We start from the raw sequence: 24,191 nt of genomic DNA, 5'->3' as shown, positions 1-24,191 counted from the left end.
TCCTATCTTGCTATTTAAAAAATAGTAAACAAATTTTCATACTATATAAAAAAGTAAAGGTGTGAATACTACATGAAATTTTTCAGAAATCTATTTGAGAGATTTAAAGAGTATATGAAGAACAAATTGAATTTTACAAAAGTAATAAGCTTTTTTCTTACTGCTTTGTTAGCGTTTATGATATTAGTTTCTACATATTATGTTGCTAAAAACATAGCTATTTCAGCCGAATTGAAATCAGCAAAAAACGTTGTAACATCTGTTAACAAGTATTTGGAGTACAAACTTAACTTAATTGAGGTTCAGGCTGATTCATTTGCCAGCAACCCGCAGGTGGTAAAATTAGTGACACAATATGACAGTCTTGATGATTATGAAAAGTATGCAATTGATAATGCAATTCAGCAATATCTTAATGCTATTTCAGATACTGCAAAAGCTATTTCATTTATCTTATATATTCCAAAGCATCCTAATATAACTCCCCAATTGAGAGGACAAAGTCCTTACAATGTGAATGATATAGGGCAAAATAGGAATTTAATAAGTCAATTAAAAGAGGAAGGTTGGGGAATTCTCCCGTCTGATTTAGAGATTAAATTTGGAGCTGATAAAGATACAGTAAATCAATCTATTTGTTATTTTAAGTGGATTGGAGATAAAAACAAAAAAGAAGGAATAGTAGTATTTGGAGTTAATTATGAATTACTTAACGAATTGCTGGATGAAGCTTATGGTAGCAGTACTGATGAATTTATGCTTGTTTCTAATGAAAAAGTTGTTTATAGCAAGACAAAAATAAGCTTGAATGCGGTAAAGCATATTGGATTAGATGAATTTATTGTAAAAGATAAGAAGTTAATTTATCACTATAGAGTAGCAAATTTTCCGTTGGATATATATGTGGCAAAACAAGTTGAATTCAAAGGTTTAACATATATTCCTTTTATAATATTTTTATTTATAACATTATTGGCATGGAGAATTCTATCTATGATAATGAAAAACATAAAGAAGGAACTAACAGCAATTGAAACATATATGAATACATTGCAACCGACAAACGAAATAAAGTTATTAAATGAGTTTTACAACTCTGCTCAAGAATTGATTGAAACTAAAGAAGAAATTTCAAGGATGAATGTTGACGTAACCAAAAAGTTTAGCGTATATTTGGAGAATGCATTAAAAAGTGTTAATATAATGATTGAAGAAATTCGTAGTATTGAGGACAATATGGGAAGCATAGAAGGAATATGGTATAAAATGAAAGAATTATTTTTGAGCATCTCAGACAATATAAATAAAATAATGGCAACAGAAGATAAATTTTCTAAACGTTTTATTGAAGATAATCAAAAAATTCAAGAAGAAGCTCAGAAATTGGGAGACATTATTAGTGATTATAAACATAAGATAGAAGATATAGTAAATAAGAAAAGGGTGGTATCTACAAAGATAGATCGAATTTCCTCACAACTTGAAAAAATAAAAGAATTAGAGAATTTCAATAGACAGAACATAAATTCAGTTGAACAACTGGACATAATATCGCTAAATTCTATAATAAAAACAGCAAAAGAGGAATCAAACAGAACATTAAATATGATTAGTCAGCAGTTGATTTATCAAACGAAATTATTAAAGTCGGATTTAGTAAACATTACAAAAATAATTCAAAATATAATAAAAAGTACGCCTTCTATATCAAAATATAACAACGTTATGAATAACATAGATTCATACACAAATTATGACATGCATTTTGATGAAATAAAAAGAATATTACGTGAAATGTCAAAAAATGTTGTAGAAGTTAACGATAAGACTAAACAACAGAAAGATGTTTTAAGAAAGATGATAGACAACTATAATACAGCGTTTGATGAGGTTACAAACATGAAAGATTATTTTTATGAGCTTACAAGTAGTTTAAGAGCATATAGAACATCTGTAGATGGTCTGAAAAACCAGCTGGAAGAAATAATGGAGATAATAACAAAGTTAAAGAAGCATTGGAGTGAATAAAAATGGTAGGCACAACAAGACTTTTAAGGAGACAAGTAGCAGGATTTTTGTTTTTTTTGTATACAATTTTGTTGACTATTTCGATATTAACAAATTATGCTGTTCCCAAAAGGACCTTGGAAAAAGAGCTTAAAAAAAGCTTTGATGGTGATGCTAAGGCAATAGCTGAGCAATTTGAAAGTTATTTTAAGTTTGTGAATGACATGCTTTTATCGTTTTCGTTAAATAGAGAGGTTTCAAGAATTCTTACTTTGCCTCAAGAAGATGCTAAAAGTAAAGATAATATAGCGTCGTATGAAATAATACTTTCTAGCTTAAAAGATGCAGCTCAGCGATTGGGTGGAGATTTATATCTTCATGTTAAAGATACTTATTTGTTTGCAAATCTTAGAGGAGAAATTGAGAGTGCTAAGTATGAAGAACTTACTAAGTTAGAAAAAGTTGCTTCTATAGAAGCAGATATTCCGCTTACTGTATATTCTGACAAGGATAAATTAGTGTTTGAAATGCCAGTCTTGAATTTTATGACTTTTAGTAAGATTGGAGAAATATATCTTGTAATGAATAAAGCAAGTATATTGCAAAATATACTCAAAATCTATAAACACTATCAGTTTGTTGTAAAAACGAAAAACGGGCAAGTATTAATAAGCATGGGAAAAGCAAGCAGAGAACAATTTGTATATTCGCAAAATGTAGTTGGTGGCAATTTTAACTTGTCTGTAGGTGGTGCTAAAGACTATATATACAGACAAATAAGCTTTGTTCGTTGGCTATTTTTGATACTAACTTTTATATCAATGATCTTTATTATTGTACTATCATTGTTTATTTCCAATGTTGTAGTTAATCCTTTAAAAGGATTGGAACATTTATTCAAAAAAATAAAGCAGAAAGATTTGAGTGTTGAGAAAAAGATAAGTCAAATTAATGATGAAATTGACAAGATTTATGATTCCTTCTTTAGAATTCTACAATCCCTAAAAAAGCCAATAATGTATTTTAATGAAATAGCATATAATCCAAATATATCCAAAAGTAAATTTGAAAATGTGATTCAACAGAGTGAAGATATAAACAAAGAGATTAATGAGAAATCTATAAAATTTTTAAATTCATTAGAAATGCAGAGAGATTGCTTGAAAATTTTAAGTGAAAGCATGGACGTGTATATGCATAACCTGGAAAATATAAAAGTATATTTATTGAACCAAAGTAATAAATTAAAAGCATTAGATAGTTTATGCAGTTCATTCAAGTTAGAGATAGGAAAAGTAGAAAATTACACTAATGAGATCGAAGAAATATTGTTTCACTATAATAATATTGTTAGCGATTTAAGCAATAAAACAAAAGAATTAATAAAATTAGCCTACAATTCTGGAATATTAGCAAGAGGATTAAAAATAGTGCAAATTTCAGTTAAGATAGAGTTGATGAATAATAAAATTACAAATTTTTTAAATATTTCCGAACTTGAAAAACTAATAACCAGTATAGAACAGCTAATTACAAGATTTTATGATGTGCTAAAAAATATTGATGGTATAAATCAAAATGTTATAAAGGAAATCTGGAATTTACACAGTGATTTAAAAAAAGATAAAGATTTACAAGAACAATTTTTGTGGATACTAAACAAGATGGAAATCACTATTTTGGGAGTATACCAAAAAATTAATGATATAGTTAATGAAATTGATACATTGAAGTCAAAGATTCAAGAAGTTAACAATGAGATTGCTATTGACATTGCAAAACTAAATAATACCAAAAATAATGTTCAGCAAGTGCTAACTGATTGTTTTTCAATAAAAGAAAATATAAAACATATGATGAATGAAATTTCAAAGGTTGAACAACTTGCAAAAGCAATAAAAGAATATGTGTCTGCATACAAGCTTTAAAGAAAAAAGAAGGCTGTCCAACACCATTGAACAGCCTTCTTTTTAATTGTTCTTGTAGTAATTACAAATTAATCTTAAACAGCATTTGTTACAAATTGGCTTTTTGCTTTTACAAATTTCTTTGCAATGCTTTACAATAAGTGCATGAAACTCATTAAAAAACTTGGTTTGAGGAGTCAGATTGGCCATAATAATTGCTTGTAAATCATTATATGATATTTTTTCACTTTCTATTAAACCCAGCCTATAAAAAAGTCTTTTTGTATAACTGTCTACCACAAAGATGGGTTTTTCAGCACCATACAAAATTATGCTATCAGCTGTTTCAAATCCTATACCTTTTTGAGAAAGTAGAACCTGTCTCAAACTTGAGATATCAAGAGCAAACAATTTTTCTAAGTCAGAGTTGAATTCTCTTTCTAAAAAGTTGCAAAATTCCTTCAACCTTTTGGTTTTTTGGTTATAATAACCTGCTGGTTTGATTAATTCAGACAACTTTTCATCAGAAGTCTGTAAAATTCCTTCAACTGACAGGATATTTGATCTTTTTAGATTACAAATAGCCTTTTCCACGGAGTTCCAAGAGATATTTTGAGCTAAGATTGCGCCTATGACCATCTCAAATTTGGTTTCAGCAGGCCACCAGTGCTGTGGTCCCCAAAATTCATAAAGCTTGTTATAAATATTGTAAAGAAATTGCGAAATCTCAGTAGGAAGAGGTAATTTTTTAATATCTTCTTGTTTCATAGCGTTTTTCTAATCCTCTTCTCCTTTCTTTATCACAGTAAATTTATAAACCGACTTTAAAAACACATTAAAAAAGTCATTTGGGCTGTGGTCTTTTATCACAGATAAGAGCGAATATTCTTCTGGTTTTTTACTTCTATCGACAAAGACTGTAAGGACAATCATTTCACCATCAATTAGGGAATTTTTGCTACTTTCAATCTTTTCTAAAGGATAAAACATCACGGCAGCGTTTATGTACTTTGATGAAACATCGATTTTTTCGATGTACACGTCGTAAATTCCTCTTTCAAAGACATTCGACATCAATATTTGAGACTTGATAAAGCTAATAACTGGATTATAATGTTTCATTTCAGTTGCAGAAACCTTATTTCTATAGTAAATTTTCTGAGTTGTTGTCCCATTTGAATTTTTGCTACTTACAATATAAATGGAATCTGAAACCTTTTGTGTATAAATAGCATCTGGAATAGTAAAATTTTCATTTGCCTGTTGGTTTTCATATGGCTTAGAATATACAGAAGCTAAAAGCTGTGAGTTCTTGTTAGAAGTTTTATTTGGGGCTGTTATATAATATTGACGATTAGAAGAATGTTGAATCTCATTTTTTAACTTCACATTATTGACAATAGCGGTTATGATGTACATAGGTACAAGTAAAAACGCAAGTATAGTAAAAAACTTTACTATTGTTTTGTTCATAGCTTTAAAATCTCCTCAATTAAAATGTATAGTGAAGTATCTAATTTAAATTATAAAGCATTTCAGTTAAAAAATCAGCCTAAAAGGCTTATTTAAAGTTATTAATATTTAACAAATCAAAGCCATATATTTCATTATAAGAGTTAATAAATGTTATACAAAAATATCTTTAAAACAACAAATTATTTAATAATAATTAACGAAAGATTAAAAAATCAAAGAAGGAATTTTAAAATTTGCAGCGAAATATATAAATAGTTTGTTTAATAAATAAACAAAAAAGGAGTGGTATAATGTGAAGAGATTCGGAAGAATTGTGGCAGTGGTGACTTTGGTTGTTTTCGTGTTAAGCTTAGTTTTAGTTTTTTCACCATCTGAAAAGGCTTTCAGCTCAGCAGGTAGCACGAAGAAGATTGTATTTTGGCACATCACAACTGATGCTGTCGGAAAACAAATGATTCAAAACCAAGTAAACAGATTTATGAAAGCGCATCCAGACTTTAAGGTTGAAGTTGTTCCGCTTCAGAATGATTCATTCAAGACAAAATTAAAAATTGCTATGGGTTCTAACCAAGCACCGGATGTATTTGTTACATGGGGTGGCGGTCCTTTCTTTGAATATGTAAGAGCTGGTAAAGTAAAAGATATTACAGCTTATATGAATGAAAATAACTACAAAAACAGATTTGTTGATGCAGCGTTTGGGCCAATTACTTATAACAATAAGATATGGGCTGTACCAGTTGAAGGTGCCGGTGTTGCACTTGTTTGGTACAATAAAGAGATATTCAAAAAATACAATTTGAAAGTACCAAAAACTTATGATGAATTTTTAAATATCGTAAAAGTTTTAAAATCAAAAGGAATAACACCTATTACACTTGCTAATAAAACAAAATGGCCTGGTTGTTTTTGGTACTGGAATTTGGTAAATAAATTAGGTGGTGCATCAGCATTTGAAAAAGCTGCTGAAAGAACAGGTGGCAGCTTTGCAGATGAACCGTTTGTGAAAGCAGGTCAGATGCTTCAGGATTTAGTCAAAATGGGCGCATTCCCAAAAGGATTTAATGGACTTGACTGGGATACAGGGCAATCAAGAATGCTTTTGTACTCTGGTAAAGCTGCAATGGAATTAATGGGAACTTGGCAAATACCTATAGTAAAAGCAGAAAAGAAAGAATTTTATGAAAAGAATCTTGATTTCTTCCCATTCCCATCAATTAAGGGTGGGAAAGGGGAACCAACAAGTTTAGTAGGAATGGCATCTTCAAACTATTATGCTGTGACAACTACATGTAAGTATCCTAAAGAAGCATTCAATATGATACAATACTTGATTGATGACCAGGCAGTAAAAGAAAGAATAAACTATGGTCAAATTCCACCTGTAAAAGGATTGAAATTTACAGATCCAATGTTACAAAAAGTATATGATGTAATTTCAAAAGCAAAGAGTATTCAGCTTTGGTGGGATCAATACCTTCCACCACAACTTGCAGAGACCCATAAGGATATTGTTCAGTCTTTATTTGGCTTGACAATTACACCAAAAGCTGCTGCAGAAAAAATGGAGAAAGCGGCAAAGGAATATTTCAAGAAGTAAAAATTAAATATTTGTGCTGATGAGGAAAAATTGGTATTAGCCATGGATAGTAATCTCCATGGCTAATACCAATTCAATTTTCTATAAAACTGTTTAAATTAAAACTTAATTTTGGGGAGTGAAGTTAAAATTGCCGAGAGATAAGGCATCAAAACTAATGCAAAATTTAGGAATTTTATTGTTTTTGGCTCCCGCCTTAATTCTTATTGGAGTTTATATAATTTGGCCAATAATAATGTCTTTTAATCTCAGTATGTACGAGTGGGATGGCGTTTCTCCTCAAAAATTATATCTTGGTTTTAAAAACTGGATTGACCTTATACATGACTCGATATTTTGGCATGCATTTGGTAATAATATTAAGTTTATATTTTTATCTATAATAATCGAAATGCCAATTTCAATATTGATAGCTGTAATGCTCGACAGAGGTGGCAAAAAATTTGATGCATTTAAGTCACTATTTTATCTTCCAATGCTAATGTCATCAGTAGCAATTGGTGTGCTATTTAAATATATATATGATCCATCATTTGGGCTTTTAGCTGGAATACTTAACTTTTTACATCTTGACTTTTTAAATCAGGATTGGCTGGGTGACCCAAATGTAGCTTTTTACTCTGTTGTTGCTGTTATATGTTGGCAATATATACCTTTTTATATGATATTCTTTATAGCTGCAATTTCTAATATTCCGCATGAACTTTACGAAGCAGCAAGAATAGATGGAGCAACACAAGGTCAGTATTTTTGGAAAATAGAACTTCCTCTCTTAGCCCCCTCAATAAAGACTGCTTGTATTTTATCTTTGATTGGTTCTCTTAAATATTTTGATTTGATTTATGTTATGACAGAGGGCGGACCGTCAAACGCAACAGAACTTATGGCAACTTATATGTATAAAAACGCTTTTGCCTCATTTAAGATGGGATACGGCAGTACAATTGCCTCAGCAATGTTCATAATAATTACAACAGCAGGAATATTAGCATATTTTGCAACAAAGAAAAAAGAAACTTAAATTACAACTTTGTGCCAAAAGGAGGTACGACACTATAATGGGTTCTGCAAAAGAAACCAAAAAATGGTATTTCATATTTTTAGCTATATGGACATTAATAGCAGATGTGCCATTTTTATTTATGTTTTTTACATCAATAAAAACACAATCAGAACTACTTGAAGGTAATACATGGCAAATACCAAAACAGCCTACTGTTGGAAATTACTCAACTGTTATTCACGGTAGTTTTTTCAATTACCTCAAAAATAGTATTATTGCAGTTTCGATTTCAGTAGTTTTAATACTTATTATATCTTCAATGGCAGCGTATGTATTTGCCAGAATGAAATTTTCTTTGAATAATATTTTGTATTCTCTTATAATTGCAGGAATGGCAATTCCTATTCATGTTACTTTAATTCCAATTTATGTTCTTACTAATAAAATTAAATTGTATGATACTATATTTGCATTAATTGGACCTTACGTAGCATTGAGTTTACCAATGTCTATATTTATCCTGACAGAGTTTATGCGAGAAATTCCTGTTGAACTTGAAGAAGCAGCAAAAATAGATGGATGTTCCATGTTCAGATTGTATTCTGATATTCTTCTTCCTCTATCAAGACCTGCATTAATTACAGTTGGTATATACAATGGAACATATCTTTGGAATGAGTTTGTTTTTGCTTTGGTATTAACAAGTTCACCAGATAAAAGAACATTACCACTTGGTATTTGGGATTTTCAGGCAAGATATGGTTCAGACATTCCAGCCATCATGGCATTCTTGACATTGTCGCTTTTGCCAATGCTGATTGCATATATCCTAGGTCAAGATAAAATCATAAAGGGTATGATGGCAGGTGCCGTAAAAGGATAAAGAAATGTTTCTGTGGTAAAAAACATTTTCCCACAACTTATTTTTGTTGTATAATATTTTGCAAAGTTTAAATTAGCAAAGGAAAATGACAGGATGGGTAACCACACACTACTAAAACAAATAAATAAACTTTTAGTTTTAAAAACAATTTTAGACAATAAAATAATATCCCGTGCGAAAATATCAAGGCTTGTTGATTTAAATAAAGCAACTGTGTCGAACCTCACCGATGAACTCATAAAAGAAGGATATATAGTAGAAAAAGGATATGGCAAGTCCAAAGGTGGAAGAAGACCTGTACTTTTACAGGTAAATAAAGATGTGGGTTCAATCATTGGAATTGATTTAGGTGTTGACTATATTCATATAATTCTTTCGAACTTTGTGGGTGAGATTATTTTCGAAGAGTATGCTGATATAAAAATGGGAGAAAACAAGGAAAAACTTTTTGAACTTCTTTTTGAGTTGATTGAAAAAGCAATAGATAAATCTCCACAAACACCGAAAGGAATTTTAGGTATAGGAATCGGTGTTCCAGGTATTGTGGAAAAGAAGTCTGGGATAGTACTTATTGCTCCAAATTTGAAGTGGAAAAATGTTCACTTAAAGTCTATTGTTCAGCAAAGGTTCAACCTCCCTGTTTATATTGACAATGAAGCAAATGCAGGCGCACTGGGCGAAAAGTGGTTTGGCGAGTGGGGAAAAGTTAGTGATTTGATTTACTTAAGTGTTGGCATTGGCCTTGGAGCAGGGATTATTATTGATAACAAGCTTTTCAGGGGCGCTGCAGGATTTGCAGGTGAGGTTGGACACACAACTATCAACTTTCAGGACGATGTTTGCAGCTGTGGTAACATCGGCTGTCTTGAAAACTTTGCCTCTGAGAGGGCTCTTTTGAGTGTTATCAAAAAACTTGTAAAAGAAGGAGCAGAGGATAGGTATATAAGCTGTGAAAATGTAGATGAAATAACTCCTTTTCAGATAATACAAGCAGCAATGGATGGAAGCAGAGTTTGCAGGATGGCTGTACTTGAGGTTGCTGAAAAGATGGCAATAGGAATTGCGAATCTTGTAAACATTTTTAATCCTGAAATAGTAATTATAGGAAACAAAGCGTCGTTTTTTGGTGATTTGTTTTTGGAAAAATTGAGAGAGATAGTTAATCAAAAGTCTTTTATCGCCCAGTTCTATAATCTTAAGATTGAGGTTTCAAAACTGAAAGACAGAGCTGTGGTCTTGGGGTGCATAGCAATGGTAATCTCTGATATGCTTTCTTTTCCAGAGTATGCATGAGGAGGAAGTGAAATATGAAATCTGATTTTTATAGAAAAATGAAAAGGTTTTCAGTTAAAATTTTAATAGTTTTAGTTTTATTTACAACTTTTGCAGAGATAGATAGTGTTAAAATTGATAAAGTCATCGGAGCAACAAAAAAGAGTTTTGTGGAGTTTAATTTTGAAAATAAATTTGCAACGCCATTTAAAGCATCAGGCAAATCTATGACTTTAAAGATTGACAATACAACTGCAGCAGAAGGAACCTTTTCACTTCTTGCAAGTGGCCGAAAGCAAATAGATGATGGAGTTTTGCTTGATGTAACCAATCTTATAGATTATGCAAATGAATATATAATTACTCTATATGTTTATCAAAAGTCCAGCAAGCTGCAGCGTTTTGTTGTGAGTAGCGAAATTGAGACAAAAAGCGGAAAAGAAAATAAACTGCTGTGCGAAAAAGTTATTATTCCAAACAGTTGGAAAAAACTTGATGCAAGTTTAAATTTGACTGAGCTAAAAGGGATTAAAAAAGTTTGGCTAAAGGTATATGTGCCAACCTCAACCACAAATTTTTACGTTGACCTTTTTACACTCAAAGTTGCCGGCAGCTCTCATCTCATAAAATTTGAAAGCTTTGAAGACAAAAACATAGCAGGATTTATCTCTCAAGACAAAAAATGTAAATTATCCATTTCAAAAGAAAAAGCTTATCAAAGTACATATAGCATAAAACTTCAGCAAACTGCAAAAAGACAAAACACAACAGTTATCTTGCCCGTAAAAGGCACATTTGAAAGGGGTAAGAACTATTCAATATCTTTTTATGTATATCAGCCCATTTTAAAGAGTTTAAACTTGGCAGTTGGCGTTAGGTTTCTGGAAAATGGGAAGAGCACGAGAGAGATTGTGCTTGAAAAAGTAGCTGTTCCAAAGAATAAGTGGACAGAAGTATTTGCAAGTTATACGCCCTCTTTGGATTCAAAGATAAAAGACTTTGTGATTTTCATAAGACCCCTTTCAGATATTTCCTATTATTATTTTGACAACTTCACAATTTCAGATGATGGGTGGTATTCAGCTGTGCCTGATTTAGATTTACCTTCTTTAAGTGAGAAATACAAAAACTACTTTAAAGTTGGTGTTGCTGTACCCTACAAGGCTTTGACAAATCCTGTTGATATTGCACTCATAAAGAGACATTTTAACAGTATTACAGCAGAAAATGAGATGAAGCCGGAAGCAATAGAACCATATGAAGGAACTTTTAACTTTTCAATTGCTGATGAGTATTTGAATTTTTGCAAGAAAAATAATATAGCTATTCGTGGACACACTCTTGTGTGGCATCAGCAAACGCCAAGCTGGTTTTTTGAAAACCCTCAGACAGGGGAAAAGCTTACAAATAACGAAAAAGACAGAAAGATACTTTTAGAGAGGCTAAAAAAGTATATCCAGACAATTGTTTCAAGATACAAGGGCAGAATTTATGCCTGGGATGTTGTAAATGAGGCCATTGACGAAAACCAGCCGGACGGTTTTAGAAGAAGCGAGTGGTTCAATATATTAGGTCCAGAGTATATCGAAAAAGCGTTCATCTACGCTCATCAAGCAGACCCAAACGCACTGCTTTTTTATAATGACTACAGTACAGAAAATCCAATAAAGAGAGAATACATTTACAAGCTTATAAAAAACTTAAAAGAAAAAGGAGTACCTATTCATGGCGTTGGTCTTCAGTGCCATATCTCTGTGAGCTGGCCAAGCGTTGAGGAGGTGGAAAAAACCATAAAACTTTTTACCAGCATTCCTGGTATTAAGGTACATATAACAGAAATTGATATAAGTATCTCAAAAGAATTTGGTGAAGATATAGATGAAGAAACAAAAAGATATCTTTTGATTCAGCAGGCAAGAAAGTTAAAAGACCTTTTTGAAGTGTTTAAAAAATACAAAAATGTGGTGACAAGTGTTTCGTTCTGGGGGCTTAAAGATGACTATTCATGGCTGAAAGGTGATTTTCCACTTTTGTTTGACAAGGACTATCAGCCAAAATTTGCTTTCTGGAGCTTAATAGACCCGTCAGTTGTGCCAGAGGAGTAAAAAGCGGATAGAATGGGGAAGCACCACAAGAAGGTTTTAAACTTCTTTAGAAGTGGTGCTTTCCTATTTTTTGTGTGGTTTTGAAGTTGAAAAAACTGAAAAATTGTTATATTATGAAATAGAAAATTTTATAGAAAGGAGTCAGGGAAAATGCTTGATAATTTAGAGACAATTGCACAGAACGACCCAAGCGGTATGTTTGAAGCGGTGTATAATCTTCCTGAGCAAATTCAAAAAGCATATGAGATAGGCAAAAATATTAGCGTGAATGTAAAAGCAGAAGATATAGATAAGGTTGTGATTACAGGTCTTGGCGGTTCAGCAATAGGTGGGAACCTTTTAAGAGTATTTGTCCTTGACAAGTGCAAAATTCCTGTAATTGTTAACAGAGACTATGTACTTCCTGCGTATGTAGACTCTAAAACTCTTGTCATAGCGTCCAGCTATTCAGGTAATACCGAAGAAACGCTTTCTGCATACCAGGATGCAAAGGCAAAAGGAGCAAAAATCATTACAATCACAACAGGCGGAAAGTTAAAAGAGTTTGCCGAAAAAGATGGGTTTGATGTAATCACAATTCCAAGCGGGCTTCAGCCAAGAGCTGCACTTGGATACTCATTCATTCCACTCTTGATGCTATTTGTCAAACTTGGTCTGATTGAACCTGTTGATGACCAGATAGAAGAGACAGTAAAGGTTTTGAGTGACCTAAGAGAAAGATATAAACCAGAGGTGCCGGAAGAGAAAAACCTTGCAAAGAGACTTACACTAAAACTTTGGAACAAGCTCCCAATCATATATGGCATTAGTGGAACCACAGAGGTCATTGCAGAGAGATGGAAGGGTCAGATTTGTGAAAATTCAAAGTCACCAGCATATTTCAATGTGTTTTCAGAACTCAACCACAACGAGATAGTTGGAACTGAGTCGCCAAAACATATTCTTGGACTTTTTGAAATTGTAATGCTCCATGACACAGAAGACCACAAGAGAAATGCAATCAGAATGGATATTACAAAAGACCTTATAAAGGGTGTTGTGTCTGGTGTAAATGATATATACTCAATCGGAAATTCAAGACTTGCAAGAATGTTTTCTCTAATCTACTTAGGCGACTATGTATCACTTTATCTCGCAACACTTTACCAAAATGACCCAACTCCTGTGAAAAAGATTGATATTTTAAAGAACAAACTTGCAGAGATTAAAGATTAATATTTAACAAAAATTTTTGATGCGAGCTGAGATGAAGATGTTTTTGGAAGTTGAGACGCACTGTCATACTATTGCAAGCGGTCATGCTTACAATACCTTGGAAGAGATGGTACTTGAGGCACAAAAAAAAGGTTTAAAAGGGATATGTATAACTGACCACGGCCCTGAGATGCCAGGGTCGTGCAGTAGTTTATATTTTTACAATCTAATTGTTGTACCGAGAAAAATAAATGGTATAATGGTATTTAGAGGGTGCGAGGCAAATATTGTTGACTATGAAGGCAAGATAGATATCCCGGAAGCGGCATTGAGAAGGCTTGATTTTGTGATTGCAAGCCTGCACGATGTTTGTATCCCGAGCGGGACAGTTTCTGACCATACCAGGGCACTCATTGGTGCTATCAAAAATCCTTATATACATTGTATAGGGCATCCGGGGAATCCCTTATATGAAATTGACAAAGAAGAGGTTGTGCTTGCTGCAAAGGAATATAAAAAAGCAATTGAGATAAACAACTCTTCGTTCTATGTTCGTGAAAAGAGTAAGGAAAATTGCATAGAGATTTTAAAGCTGTGCAAAAAACATGGTGTGTATATCGCCATGGGCTCAGATGCACACTATAAGACAGACATCGGCAGATGCGAAATTACCCAGAAACTTGTGTGTGAATATGAATTTCCGCCTGAGCTTATTGTCAACAAAAGCTTAGAAAGCTTTATAAGCTTTCTAAAGCTTCATGGAAAGGATATTGAGATTTAAAACAAAAACTTTGAGGAGGTAATTTAAAATGCCGTTAGTTACCACAAGAGAAATGTTTAAAAAAGCGGCGGAAGGCAAGTACGCAATAGGTGCATTTAACGTCAACAACATGGAGATTATCCAGGGAATTGTTGAGGCTGCAAAGGAGGAACAGGCACCGCTTATTTTGCAGGTTTCAGCTGGCGCAAGAAAGTATGCAAAGCACATCTATCTTATCAAGCTTGTTGAAGCAGCACTTGAAGATTCTGGAGATCTTCCGATAGCCCTTCACCTTGACCATGGTGAGGACTTTGAAATATGCAAAGCTTGTATTGATGGTGGCTTTACTTCTGTTATGATTGACGGGTCAAGGCTTCCTTTTGAGGAAAATATTGCTCTTACAAAAAAGGTTGTTGAATATGCTCATGAACGCGGGGTTGTGGTGGAGGCAGAACTTGGCAAGCTTGCCGGAATTGAGGACAATGTAAAGGTTGCAGAGCATGAAGCGGCTTTTACAGACCCTGACCAGGCGGCAGAGTTTGTTGAAAGAACGGGTGTTGACTCTTTAGCTGTTGCAATTGGAACAAGCCATGGGGCATACAAATTCAAAGGCGACCCAAGGCTTGATTTTGAAAGACTTCAGAAGATTGTTGAAAAGCTTCCAAAAGATTTTCCAATTGTTCTTCATGGTGCATCAACAGTCTTGCCTGAATTTGTTGAGATGTGTAACAAGTATGGAGGAAATATTCCAGGTGCAAAAGGTGTACCAGAGGATATGCTCAGAAAAGCAGCAGAGCTTGGTGTGAGGAAGATTAACATTGACACTGACTTGAGACTTGCAATGACCGCAGCTATCAGAAAACACCTATATGAGCATCCTGACCATTTTGACCCAAGACAGTATCTCAAAGATGGCAGAGATGCAATAAAAGAGATGGTAAAACACAAGCTTAGAAATGTTCTTGGCTGTGCGGGCAAGGCTCCCGAAATTTTAGAGGAGATAAAGAAAAACAGAGGATAAAAAATACTGCCAAATAAAGGGCGAGGGAAAAACCTTGCCCTTTTTCTTTTGACAAAATTGTATTGTAAAATAGTTTGTGGTAAAATACTATATGTTGTTTATGCGTATAACGCATATTTTTGCTAAAAAAGAACAAGTTTTATACTTTAAAAAGGAGGTTTGGGTCTTTATGAAGCATATAAAGGTTGTTGTAAAAAATGCTCTTTCAAAAACAGTTGTTTCTGGCGGCTGTGGTGAGTGCCAGGCATCCTGCCAGTCAGCTTGCAAGACATCTTGTACTGTTGGAAACCAAATTTGCAAAAACAGAAAATAATCTTCTGTGAGTGGGCTGTCAAAAAAATTTTTTTGAGGGCAGCCCTGCGCAAAACTTTTTTAATTTAAAATGTGATAAAGCAGGAGGAAGACAAATAGGAAGAGATGGTTCATACGTTTGAGAAATTCGGACTCAAAATTGTAGTGGATGTGGCGTCAGGTTCAATTTTCACAGTTGATAGTGTTGCTTATAAGGTAATAAAGTATTACAAAGAAAATGGAAGTTTTGATGGAGTAGAAGATGTACTTGATTTTGATAAACAGCAGATAGCTGAGGCAGTTTTTGAAGTAAAAAGCTTGATTGAACAAGGGATTCTGTTTTCTGAGGATACTTATAAGGAGATGAACTTGATTGAAAAAAGAAATCCGGTTATAAAGGCAATGTGCTTTCATGTTGCTCACGACTGTGACCTTCGGTGCAGGTACTGTTTTGCATCAAGTGGTAGTTTCAAACAAGAGAGAAAACTTATGAGCTTTGATGTTGGCAAAAAGGCAATAGATTTTCTGCTTCAAAATTCTGGTTCAAGACAGAACTTAGAGGTTGATTTTTTTGGTGGAGAGCCACTTTTGAATTTTGATGTGGTAAAAAAGATTGTTGAATATGCAAGAGAAGAAGAGAAGAAGTATAACAAGAAAATATCTTTTACACTGACAACAAATGCAACAAACCTTTCAGACGATATAATTGAATATCTAAACCAGAACATGGAAAATGTTGTACTCAGCCATGATGGAAGACCTGAAGTCAATGACTTTATGAGGATTGACAGGGACGGCAATGGCACTTATAGCAAAATCACAAACAACATTTTGAGGTTTATCCAAAAAAGAAATGGGAAAACTTATTATGTGAGAGGAACATTTACAGCAAAGAACTTGGATTTTTCAAAGGACGTTTTACACTTATACAGCCTTGGGATAAAAGAAATTTCGGTTGAACCTGTTGTGCTGGAGAAAAACAGTCCCTGGGCGATACGTGAGAGTCATATCGAACGGATAAAAGAAGAGTATGATATGTTGGCTGAGGAGTATATAAATGCAAAACTTAAAGGAGAAGGTTTTAACTTCTTCCATTTTAATATAGACCTTACAGGTGGGCCTTGTGTTTCAAAAAGACTTTCAGGGTGCGGTGCCGGGTTTGAGTATGTAGCAGTTGACCCTGAGGGTAATATATTCCCGTGCCACCAGTTTGTTGACAAACCAAGTTTCAGATTAGGAAATGTATTTGAAGGCATAAAAAGACTTGATTTGGTTGAGGAATTTAAGAAAAATACAGTGTATGAAAAAGATGAATGTTCAAAGTGCTGGGCGAGGTTTTACTGCAGTGGTGGGTGCGCTGCTGCAAACTATAATATGAACGGTGATGTGAAGAAATCTTACATTGTTGGTTGCGAACTCGAAAGAAAGAGGGTGGAAAATGCAATAGCTATAAATCTTTATCTTATGGAAAAGGGGATAAGAATCTAAAATGATAATTACTTATAAAGGCAAAACACCCAAAATTGCGAGTTCTGCTTTTGTTGCAGAAAATGCGGTTATCATAGGCGATGTCGAAATTGGAGAAAATTCAAGTGTATGGTTTGGTTGTGTTTTAAGGTGTGAAGAGAATAGAATTATAATTGGAAAGAATACAAATATACAGGACCTTACGACAATTCACACAGATCACTGCTGCTCTGTTATAATAGGCGACAATGTTACAGTTGGTCACAATGTGGTTCTTCATGGTTGTGAGATAGGCAACAACGTTTTAATTGGAATGGGGACTATCATTATGAATGGAAGCATAATAGGAGACAATTGCTTGATTGGAGCAGGAAGTCTTATAACTCAAAACATGGTTATCCCGCCAAATACCCTTGTGTTTGGCAGACCTGCTAAAGTGATAAGAGAGCTCACTCCAGAGGAGATTGAAAAGATTGCAATTTCTGCAAAGGAGTATATAGAGCTTAGCAATGAGTATAAAAAGATAAAAGATTATTAAATTTTGTTTGTTGACTTTTTATCAAGTAGAAGATTATAATTTTACTGAATGAGTATTTGTCTGAGTATATATTAGATTTTCTACATGTTTTTCTTAACCTTCTAAAAAGAAAGGAGAAAGGGTTATGCAAAATAAAAGCTTAGCAAAGTTTCTGATAGGATGCTTAGTAATAGCCTTTGCATTTTACATAGTGTTTTTTGGGCTGGAAATTGGAACTGCAAGCATCCCGTCAGTCCAAAAAGTTATAAGGTATGGGCTTGATTTGAAAGGCGGCGTTTACATTGTATATGAGGCAGCAAAAGAGAATCCAACAAGAAGAGAAATGGAATCAGCGTTGCAACTTATCAGAACAAGGCTTGACATGAGAAACTTTTATGATGCAACGGCGACAATTCAGGGCTCAAAGAGAATAAGGGTAGAAATTCCAGGTGTCAAAGACCCTGATGAAGCTATACAGTATATAGGAAGAACAGCTTTGATTGAATTCAAAGGACCTTCTGGAGATTTGATTGTTTCAGGTAGAAACGTTGTTGATGCATATGCACAGCAGACAACATCAGGATACGTTGTTGCACTAAAGTTTGACAAAGAGGGAACAAAAAAGTTTGCAGAAGGGACAAAAAAATATTTGGGTCAGAACATTGGAATTTATCTTGATGGCAAGCTCATTTCAAATCCTGTTGTTCGGGCAGAGATTGACAGTGGTGAAGCTGTGATTGAAGGTATGAAAGATCTGGAAGAGGCTAAAACACTTGCTCAGCAGATAAAAGCTGGTGCACTGCCATTTGCTTTGAATGTGATAGAGAGCAAGGCTATAGGACCTTCACTTGGAAATGAGGCTTTTAAATCAACTTTAAAGGCTGGAATTATTGGAATCTTGCTTGTGTTCCTATTCATGATAATTTTCTACAGACTGCCAGGGCTTGTTGCAGATATAGCTTTAGTTGCTTATATAGTTATTCTGGTTGCAATTGTGGGGTATGCAAAGATAACTTTGACCCTCCCTGGTATTGCAGGTATAATTCTGTCTGCTGGCATGGCAGTTGACGCGAATATCTTGATCTTTGCGCGGTTGAAAGAGGAGCTGAGAAGTGGAAAAACTTTAAGGGCTGCTATGGATGCAGGTTTTAGGCGAGCATTAAATGCTGTTATTGACTCTAACGTGACCACTATAATAGCAGGAATTGTGCTTTTGTTCTTAGGAACAGGTCCTATTAAGGGCTTTGCTTGGACGCTCACCATAGGTATTGTGGTATCGTTCTTCACAGCAATCACTGTTACAAGATTTTTACTTACTTCAATTATAAATACAGGGTTATTTAAAGATATCAGGTGGTATGGTGGCAAGAAAACCAGGGAGGTGGATGCTTAAATGACCAAGATTGATTTCATGGGGAAAAGAAAATACTTTTATATAGTTTCAATTTTGGTTATGGTAGTTGGGTTGATTTCATATTTTGTACAAGGTTTTAACTATGACATAGACTTTACAGGTGGTACAGTTTTGGAGATAAACCTTCATAAGGTTCCGACAGCTCAAGAGATATCAGAACTTGAAAAACTGACAAAGCAAATTACAGGAACTCAAACTCCAATTGTGAGAAAAGTTGAAGATGGCAAAAAGATAATGATAAACGCACATGAGGTTCATGGCAAAAACAAGACAGAGCTTTCAAAACAGACAAGAGACAAGCTCTTTGGAGAGATTGCAAAAAGATATAATCTGAAAAAAGAGGATTTAATATCTTATCAAAATGTAGGAGCTACTATTTCATCTGAGCTAAAATCTCAGGCTATTTGGGCGGTTGTGATTGCATCAATTTTGATGCTCATTTATATTGCTATCAGATTTGAGTTCCGGTTTGGTACAACTGCTGTAGCAGCCCTGATTCATGACCTGTTGATTGTTTTGACTGTATATACTCTCTTTAAAATTCCACTAAATTCTACTTTTATAGCGGCAATCCTTACTGTCCTTGGTTATTCTATAAACGACACTATTGTTGTATTTGATAGGATAAGAGAAAACAGAAGGATAGCAGGGAAGATGGAACTCAAAGATCTTGTGAACCTTAGCATGAACCAGACGATAGGAAGATCAATTGCAACAGCAATGAGTGTCATTGTAGTTCTTGTTGTTCTGTATACAATGGGTGTTCAGGCAATAAAAGAATTTGCATTTCCTCTTTTGATTGGTGTTATATCAGGTACTTATTCGTCCATATTTATAGCAACTGCGCTGTGGTTTGATTGGGAGCTCAGCACAAGAAAGAAGAAACTCCAGGTAAAGCCGAAAAGAGCATAAAAGAATGCTGATTTTTGACTTATTTTTAAATTCTTCAAAAAGCTCTTGCGAAAGCCATTTTCGTAAGGGCTTTTTTAAAATGTCTTTTTACCTTTTGTACATTTGATTTTTTTTGGAGGAATTCTTTATGAAAAAGAAACAAGAACATAAAATCAAAATTATACCACTTGGTGGGCTAAATGAGATTGGCAAGAATATGACAGTCATAGAAGTAAATGACGAAATAGTTGTCATTGATTGTGGTCTTGCTTTTCCAGAAGATGAGATGCTTGGCGTTGACCTTGTAATACCTGACATATCATATCTTATAAAGAATAAAGAAAGGGTAAAAGCATTAATTTTAACTCATGGTCACGAAGACCACATTGGAGCAATACCATATGTTCTACGTGACTTGAACGTTCCGATATATGGTACAAGACTTACACTTGGGCTTGTTGAGATAAAACTTTTAGAATTTGGCATAGATTTGAATGCAATAAAATTATTTACTGTTAGGGCAGGGGATGTAATTAGTTTTAACAATATGCGCATTGAGTTTATCAGAACAACACATTCGATAGCTGACTCTGTTGCTGTTGCTATACACACACCGCTTGGTCCCATTGTTCACACAGGTGATTTCAAGGTGGACTTTACACCAATTGAAGGTGAACCAATTGACCTTATAAGGTTCGCAGAACTCGGCAAACAGGGAGTTCTTGCGCTTTTGTGCGACTCAACAAACGCAGAGAGGCCTGGTTTTACATTGTCTGAAAAGACTGTTGGTGCGACATTTGACAGGATATTTTCCCAAGCTCAGGGGAGAGTAATTGTTGCAACATTTTCTTCGCACATTCACAGAGTACAGCAGGTCATAAACTCGGCTGAAAAGCAAGGAAGAAAGATTTGCGTCTTGGGAAGAAGCATGGTGAATGTTGTGAACAAAGCACTTGAACTTGGATATCTGAAGATGCCAGATGGGATGCTGATTGATGTTGATGAGATTGACAACTATCCTTTGAACAAGATTGTTCTTATCACCACAGGAAGCCAAGGCGAGCCTATGTCTGCACTTTCACGAATGGCTTCTGCCGAGCACAAAAAGGTAGGGATTATACCCGGTGATGTTGTTATAATCTCAGCAGCGCCCATTCCTGGAAATGAAAAGTTTGTAAATAGAGTAATAAACGATTTATTTAAGCAGGGTGCACAGGTGATATATGAAGACATTGATGACATTCATGTGTCAGGTCATGCCTGCCAGGAAGAGATAAAGCTTATACACAATCTTACAAGACCAAAATACAGTATTCCCGTGCATGGAGAGTTCAAACACTTGATACACCATGCAAAGCTCGCAATGGAGCTTGGCGAAAAAAACGTATTTGTATTAGAAAATGGGAAGGTTTTGGAGATTACAAAAGACGGTGCAAAGGTTGTTGGAATGGTGCAAGCAGGGAATGTGCTTGTTGATGGACTTGGAGTTGGAGATGTAGGAAATGTTGTTCTGCGCGACAGACGTCATCTTGCCCAGGACGGGCTTTTCATTGTTGTGCTCACAATTGATTCGTCAACAAGAGATGTCCTTTCTGGACCGGATATTATCACAAGAGGCTTTATATATATAAAAGAATCTGAGCCCCTGATTGAAGAGGCAAAAAGAGTGATAAAGGATGTTCTTTACTTTTGCTACAAAAACGATATTACTGAGCCTAACGCAATAAAGGTAATTTTAAAAGATAATCTAAGGAATTTCTTGTTTGAAAAGACAAGAAGAAACCCAATGATAATTCCAATCATAACTGAGATTTGAATATACTTACTCATGCTTAATAGAGCCGCAGGCAAATATGGAATGTACCTGCGGCTTTTTGTTCAAGTGAAATTTTCACATGAACAAAATTAATGCATATAATAGTAAAAGACAACAGTGATTTAGGATGAGAAAAATAATATGTATAAATCATCGGATTTGAGAGAAAAGGATGTTATAAACGTCTCTGATGGTAAAAAACTTGGCAAGGTCTGTGATTTAGAAGTTGATGTAAAAACCGGCAAGATAGATGCAATAGTTGTCCCGGCACCATTTTCTGTGGGCAACATCTTCTCAAAAGAAAAAGATTATGTGATTCCATGGGAAAAAATAAAAAAGATTGGTGAAGACGTAATACTGGTTGAGATATAGTCATCATATTTCTGCAGTCAAAAGATGTTCCCCAGCTTCGTCTGCTTCACACACAATACATCCCCTTTTATCCACAATTAGGCTATGACCAAGGCTTATCATGTTAAAATGAGCACCTGTGGCGTTTGCCAGAAACACATAATATTCATTTTCAACAGCTCTTGCAATAGGGATACTTCTATTTTTGTCTATTTTCCAGCGTGCTTCATTCGGACTGTAATAATGTGCAGCTAAAATAAATACACCATCGCATCCCCTATCTTTGTATTCTTTAAATATGTTATAAAAATTCTGGTCTCTGCAGATGGCAATACCAAAACGTTTTTGTTTGTATTCAAAAACAAGAGGACCTTTCCCTTCAGAGAATATTTTCTTCTCAATCTCAGTTGGATAGAGTTTGTCATATTTTTCATATCTGCCGTCAGGGAATAATATCGATGCACGATTTTTTAACTCTTTACCTTCATAAAATGGATGTCCAATTATGCAACAGACTGAATATTTACTAACAAGTTTAGAGATTTCATCAAGAGCAAACAAAATTTTATCATTCATATCTATTGATTTTAGGAACTGGACATTGTAGCCAGTCAGTGCCATCTCAGGAAAGCAGACCAAGTCTACCTCATCAACTTTTGCTTTTTTTAAGAAATTTACAATCTTGAGAATATTATTATCAATCTTGTTTGAAATTTTCATTTGTACCACACCAATTTTCATCTTTTGTTTCCCCTTAAACAAATATTTTTTGACTTATTCTTATTATATCATTTTTTAGAAAATTACACTACTTTTTCATTTCAAATAATATTTTCAATTGGCTTGATAAAAAGAATATTCTTCTTTTCAGATTTCACAAGAAAGAATATAATATAAAAGAATGGGAAAATAAATAAAAGCTTTTTGAAAAGAGAGGGTGCAAGAGTTGAAAGAAGCTTATGAAAAACTTGTGATAGAAGGTGGCTACCCGTTAGAAGGTGAGGTTGTAATAAACGGTGCAAAGAATGCTGCAGTTGCTGTAATTCCCGCAGCTTTAATGGCTGACGGGGAAAGCGTTATAGAAAACCTTCCTTTAATTGAAGATGTGTTTGCAATGGATGACATTTTGCTCAAGCTTGGAGCAAAGATAGAATATGACAATCATTCTCTTAAAATAGATGCGAGGAACTTGCACAATTACATAGCACCATATGAAAGTGTCAAGAAGATAAGAGCTTCATATTACCTCATTGGAGCACTTCTTACCCGGTTTGGCAGGGCGGAGGTTGCCATGCCAGGTGGGTGTAATTTTGGTTCAAGACCAATTGACCAGCACATAAAAGGTTTTACAGCGCTTGGTGCTGATGTTAAAATTGAAAATGGTATGATAAAGGCATATGCAGACAGGCTTGTTGGCACAAAGATATATTTGGATGTTGTGTCTGTTGGTGCAACAATCAATCTTATGCTTGCTGCTGTCAAGGCAAAGGGCATAACAATAATAGAAAATGCTGCAAAAGAACCGCATGTTGTTGACACCGCAAATTTTCTAAACAGCATGGGTGCAAAGATCAAGGGTGCAGGTACTGACGTTATCAGGATTGAAGGAGTAGATAAACTTTATCCAACAAAGTATGCTATCATTCCTGACCAGATAGAAGCAGGGACATATATGATTGCTGCATGCGCAACAAAAGGACATGTAATTGTAAAAAATGTGATTCCTAAGCATTTAGAGTCGCTCACAGCAAAGCTTGTTGAGATGGGTGCAGAGGTTATAACTTATGAAGACAGCATCGAGGTCATTTGCAAAAGTAGGCTTAGAAGTTCAAGCATAAAGACAATGCCATACCCAGGTTTTCCCACAGACCTTCAGCCTCAGATGACAGTGCTATTAAGTCTTTGTAGCGGTACAAGCGTTGTGACAGAGGGTGTGTGGGAAAATAGATACCAGTATGTTGATGAGCTCAAAAAGATGGGAGCAAACGTTAAGGTTGAGGGAAGAGTTGCTGTTGTTGAAGGTGTAGAAAGTCTTCAAGGTGCTGAGGTTGTTGCTGTGGACCTTCGGGCAGGTGCTGCTTTGGTTGTTGCAGGGCTTGCAGCAAAAGGAAAAACTGTGATTTATAATGCCAAAAATGTGGATAGAGGTTATGAAAATATAGATTTGAAACTATCACGGCTTGGTGCAAAAGTTTCAAGAACATAAGATAAAAGGG

Annotated in this window: 21 protein-coding genes; 18 read left to right on the top strand and 3 right to left on the bottom strand. The window is 34.5% G+C overall.

Features of this window, described 5'->3' with window-relative positions; genetic code table 11:
* Positions 1-72: 72 nt before the first annotated feature.
* Positions 73-2,028 carry a coiled-coil domain-containing protein gene (locus tag CaldiYA01_RS09215; RefSeq protein WP_207179034.1) on the top strand — a complete coding sequence of 652 codons (1,956 nt, stop codon included), beginning with the start codon at positions 73-75 and terminating at the stop codon, positions 2,026-2,028.
* A 2-nt stretch (positions 2,029-2,030) separates the two neighbouring features.
* Positions 2,031-3,935, top strand: coding sequence for a methyl-accepting chemotaxis protein (locus CaldiYA01_RS09210; RefSeq protein WP_207179032.1), 1,905 nt, complete (start codon positions 2,031-2,033; stop codon positions 3,933-3,935).
* Positions 3,936-3,977: 42 nt separating this feature from the next.
* Here the strand turns inward: CaldiYA01_RS09210 and CaldiYA01_RS09205 are convergent, their stop codons facing one another.
* Positions 3,978-4,682, bottom strand: a complete 705-nt coding sequence (locus CaldiYA01_RS09205; protein ID WP_207179030.1) for an endonuclease III domain-containing protein — start codon at positions 4,680-4,682, stop codon at positions 3,978-3,980.
* 9 nt (positions 4,683-4,691) lie between these two features.
* Entirely contained in the window at positions 4,692-5,387 is a 696-nt protein-coding gene (locus CaldiYA01_RS09200; protein WP_207179029.1) for a hypothetical protein, read from the bottom strand.
* A gap of 295 nt (positions 5,388-5,682) precedes the next feature.
* On the opposite strand from CaldiYA01_RS09200, the gene CaldiYA01_RS09195 reads away from it, so the two are divergent.
* The 15 genes from CaldiYA01_RS09195 (at position 5,683) to CaldiYA01_RS09125 (ending at position 21,996) form a co-directional block, all read left to right on the top strand.
* Complete coding sequence (locus CaldiYA01_RS09195; RefSeq protein ID WP_207179026.1) at positions 5,683-6,990, top strand: extracellular solute-binding protein; 1,308 nt, start codon at positions 5,683-5,685, stop codon at positions 6,988-6,990.
* Positions 6,991-7,120: 130 nt separating this feature from the next.
* Positions 7,121-8,011, top strand: a complete 891-nt coding sequence (locus tag CaldiYA01_RS09190; protein WP_207179017.1) for a carbohydrate ABC transporter permease — start codon at positions 7,121-7,123, stop codon at positions 8,009-8,011.
* Between the two features lie 37 nt (positions 8,012-8,048).
* Positions 8,049-8,876 carry a carbohydrate ABC transporter permease gene (locus tag CaldiYA01_RS09185; RefSeq protein ID WP_207179015.1) on the top strand — a complete coding sequence of 276 codons (828 nt, stop codon included), beginning with the start codon at positions 8,049-8,051 and terminating at the stop codon, positions 8,874-8,876.
* A gap of 93 nt (positions 8,877-8,969) precedes the next feature.
* Positions 8,970-10,169 carry an ROK family transcriptional regulator gene (locus tag CaldiYA01_RS09180; RefSeq protein WP_207179013.1) on the top strand — a complete coding sequence of 400 codons (1,200 nt, stop codon included), beginning with the start codon at positions 8,970-8,972 and terminating at the stop codon, positions 10,167-10,169.
* Positions 10,170-10,183: 14 nt separating this feature from the next.
* Positions 10,184-12,253 (top strand): endo-1,4-beta-xylanase, encoded by a 2,070-nt coding sequence (locus CaldiYA01_RS09175; protein WP_207179010.1) that lies wholly within the window; start codon positions 10,184-10,186, stop codon positions 12,251-12,253.
* Between the two features lie 150 nt (positions 12,254-12,403).
* Positions 12,404-13,468: a bifunctional phosphoglucose/phosphomannose isomerase gene (locus CaldiYA01_RS09170; RefSeq protein WP_207179008.1), complete on the top strand. Its 1,065-nt coding sequence runs from the start codon at positions 12,404-12,406 to the stop codon at positions 13,466-13,468.
* 37 nt (positions 13,469-13,505) lie between these two features.
* The gene (locus CaldiYA01_RS09165) at positions 13,506-14,228 is read left to right on the top strand and encodes a phosphatase (protein WP_207182818.1); all 723 of its coding nucleotides are present in this window, start codon (positions 13,506-13,508) and stop codon (positions 14,226-14,228) included.
* Between the two features lie 28 nt (positions 14,229-14,256).
* Positions 14,257-15,228 (top strand): class II fructose-1,6-bisphosphate aldolase, encoded by a 972-nt coding sequence (fba, locus tag CaldiYA01_RS09160; RefSeq protein ID WP_013289899.1) that lies wholly within the window; start codon positions 14,257-14,259, stop codon positions 15,226-15,228.
* A 169-nt stretch (positions 15,229-15,397) separates the two neighbouring features.
* The gene (gene scfA, locus CaldiYA01_RS09155) at positions 15,398-15,541 is read left to right on the top strand and encodes a six-cysteine ranthipeptide SCIFF (RefSeq protein WP_013289901.1); all 144 of its coding nucleotides are present in this window, start codon (positions 15,398-15,400) and stop codon (positions 15,539-15,541) included.
* Positions 15,542-15,645: 104 nt separating this feature from the next.
* Positions 15,646-17,007, top strand: a complete 1,362-nt coding sequence (scfB, locus tag CaldiYA01_RS09150) for a thioether cross-link-forming SCIFF peptide maturase (protein ID WP_207179006.1) — start codon at positions 15,646-15,648, stop codon at positions 17,005-17,007.
* 1 nt (position 17,008) lies between these two features.
* Positions 17,009-17,524 (top strand): gamma carbonic anhydrase family protein, encoded by a 516-nt coding sequence (locus tag CaldiYA01_RS09145; RefSeq protein ID WP_207179004.1) that lies wholly within the window; start codon positions 17,009-17,011, stop codon positions 17,522-17,524.
* Positions 17,525-17,648: 124 nt separating this feature from the next.
* Entirely contained in the window at positions 17,649-18,896 is a 1,248-nt protein-coding gene (gene secD / locus CaldiYA01_RS09140) for a protein translocase subunit SecD (RefSeq protein ID WP_207179003.1), read from the top strand.
* Complete coding sequence (gene secF, locus CaldiYA01_RS09135; RefSeq protein ID WP_207179002.1) at positions 18,897-19,829, top strand: protein translocase subunit SecF; 933 nt, start codon at positions 18,897-18,899, stop codon at positions 19,827-19,829.
* Between the two features lie 127 nt (positions 19,830-19,956).
* Positions 19,957-21,624 carry a ribonuclease J gene (locus CaldiYA01_RS09130; RefSeq protein WP_207179001.1) on the top strand — a complete coding sequence of 556 codons (1,668 nt, stop codon included), beginning with the start codon at positions 19,957-19,959 and terminating at the stop codon, positions 21,622-21,624.
* Between the two features lie 141 nt (positions 21,625-21,765).
* Positions 21,766-21,996 (top strand): YlmC/YmxH family sporulation protein, encoded by a 231-nt coding sequence (locus CaldiYA01_RS09125; RefSeq protein ID WP_207179000.1) that lies wholly within the window; start codon positions 21,766-21,768, stop codon positions 21,994-21,996.
* Between the two features lie 3 nt (positions 21,997-21,999).
* Here CaldiYA01_RS09125 and CaldiYA01_RS09120 read toward each other — a convergent pair whose 3' ends face one another.
* Positions 22,000-22,716, bottom strand: a complete 717-nt coding sequence (locus CaldiYA01_RS09120; RefSeq protein WP_207178999.1) for a carbon-nitrogen hydrolase family protein — start codon at positions 22,714-22,716, stop codon at positions 22,000-22,002.
* 205 nt (positions 22,717-22,921) lie between these two features.
* Here CaldiYA01_RS09120 and CaldiYA01_RS09115 point away from each other — a divergent pair, with 205 nt between their 5' ends.
* A complete protein-coding gene (locus CaldiYA01_RS09115; RefSeq protein WP_207178997.1) occupies positions 22,922-24,181 on the top strand; it encodes a UDP-N-acetylglucosamine 1-carboxyvinyltransferase in 1,260 nt (419 codons plus the stop codon).
* Positions 24,182-24,191 lie beyond the last annotated feature (10 nt).

Origin of the sequence: Caldicellulosiruptor diazotrophicus (assembly GCF_017347585.1) — a bacterium.
Taxonomy (GTDB): Bacteria; Bacillota; Thermoanaerobacteria; order Caldicellulosiruptorales; family Caldicellulosiruptoraceae; genus Caldicellulosiruptor; species Caldicellulosiruptor diazotrophicus.
Note: the sequence above shows the minus strand (reverse complement) of the source record. Positions and strands in the feature narration are given on the sequence as shown.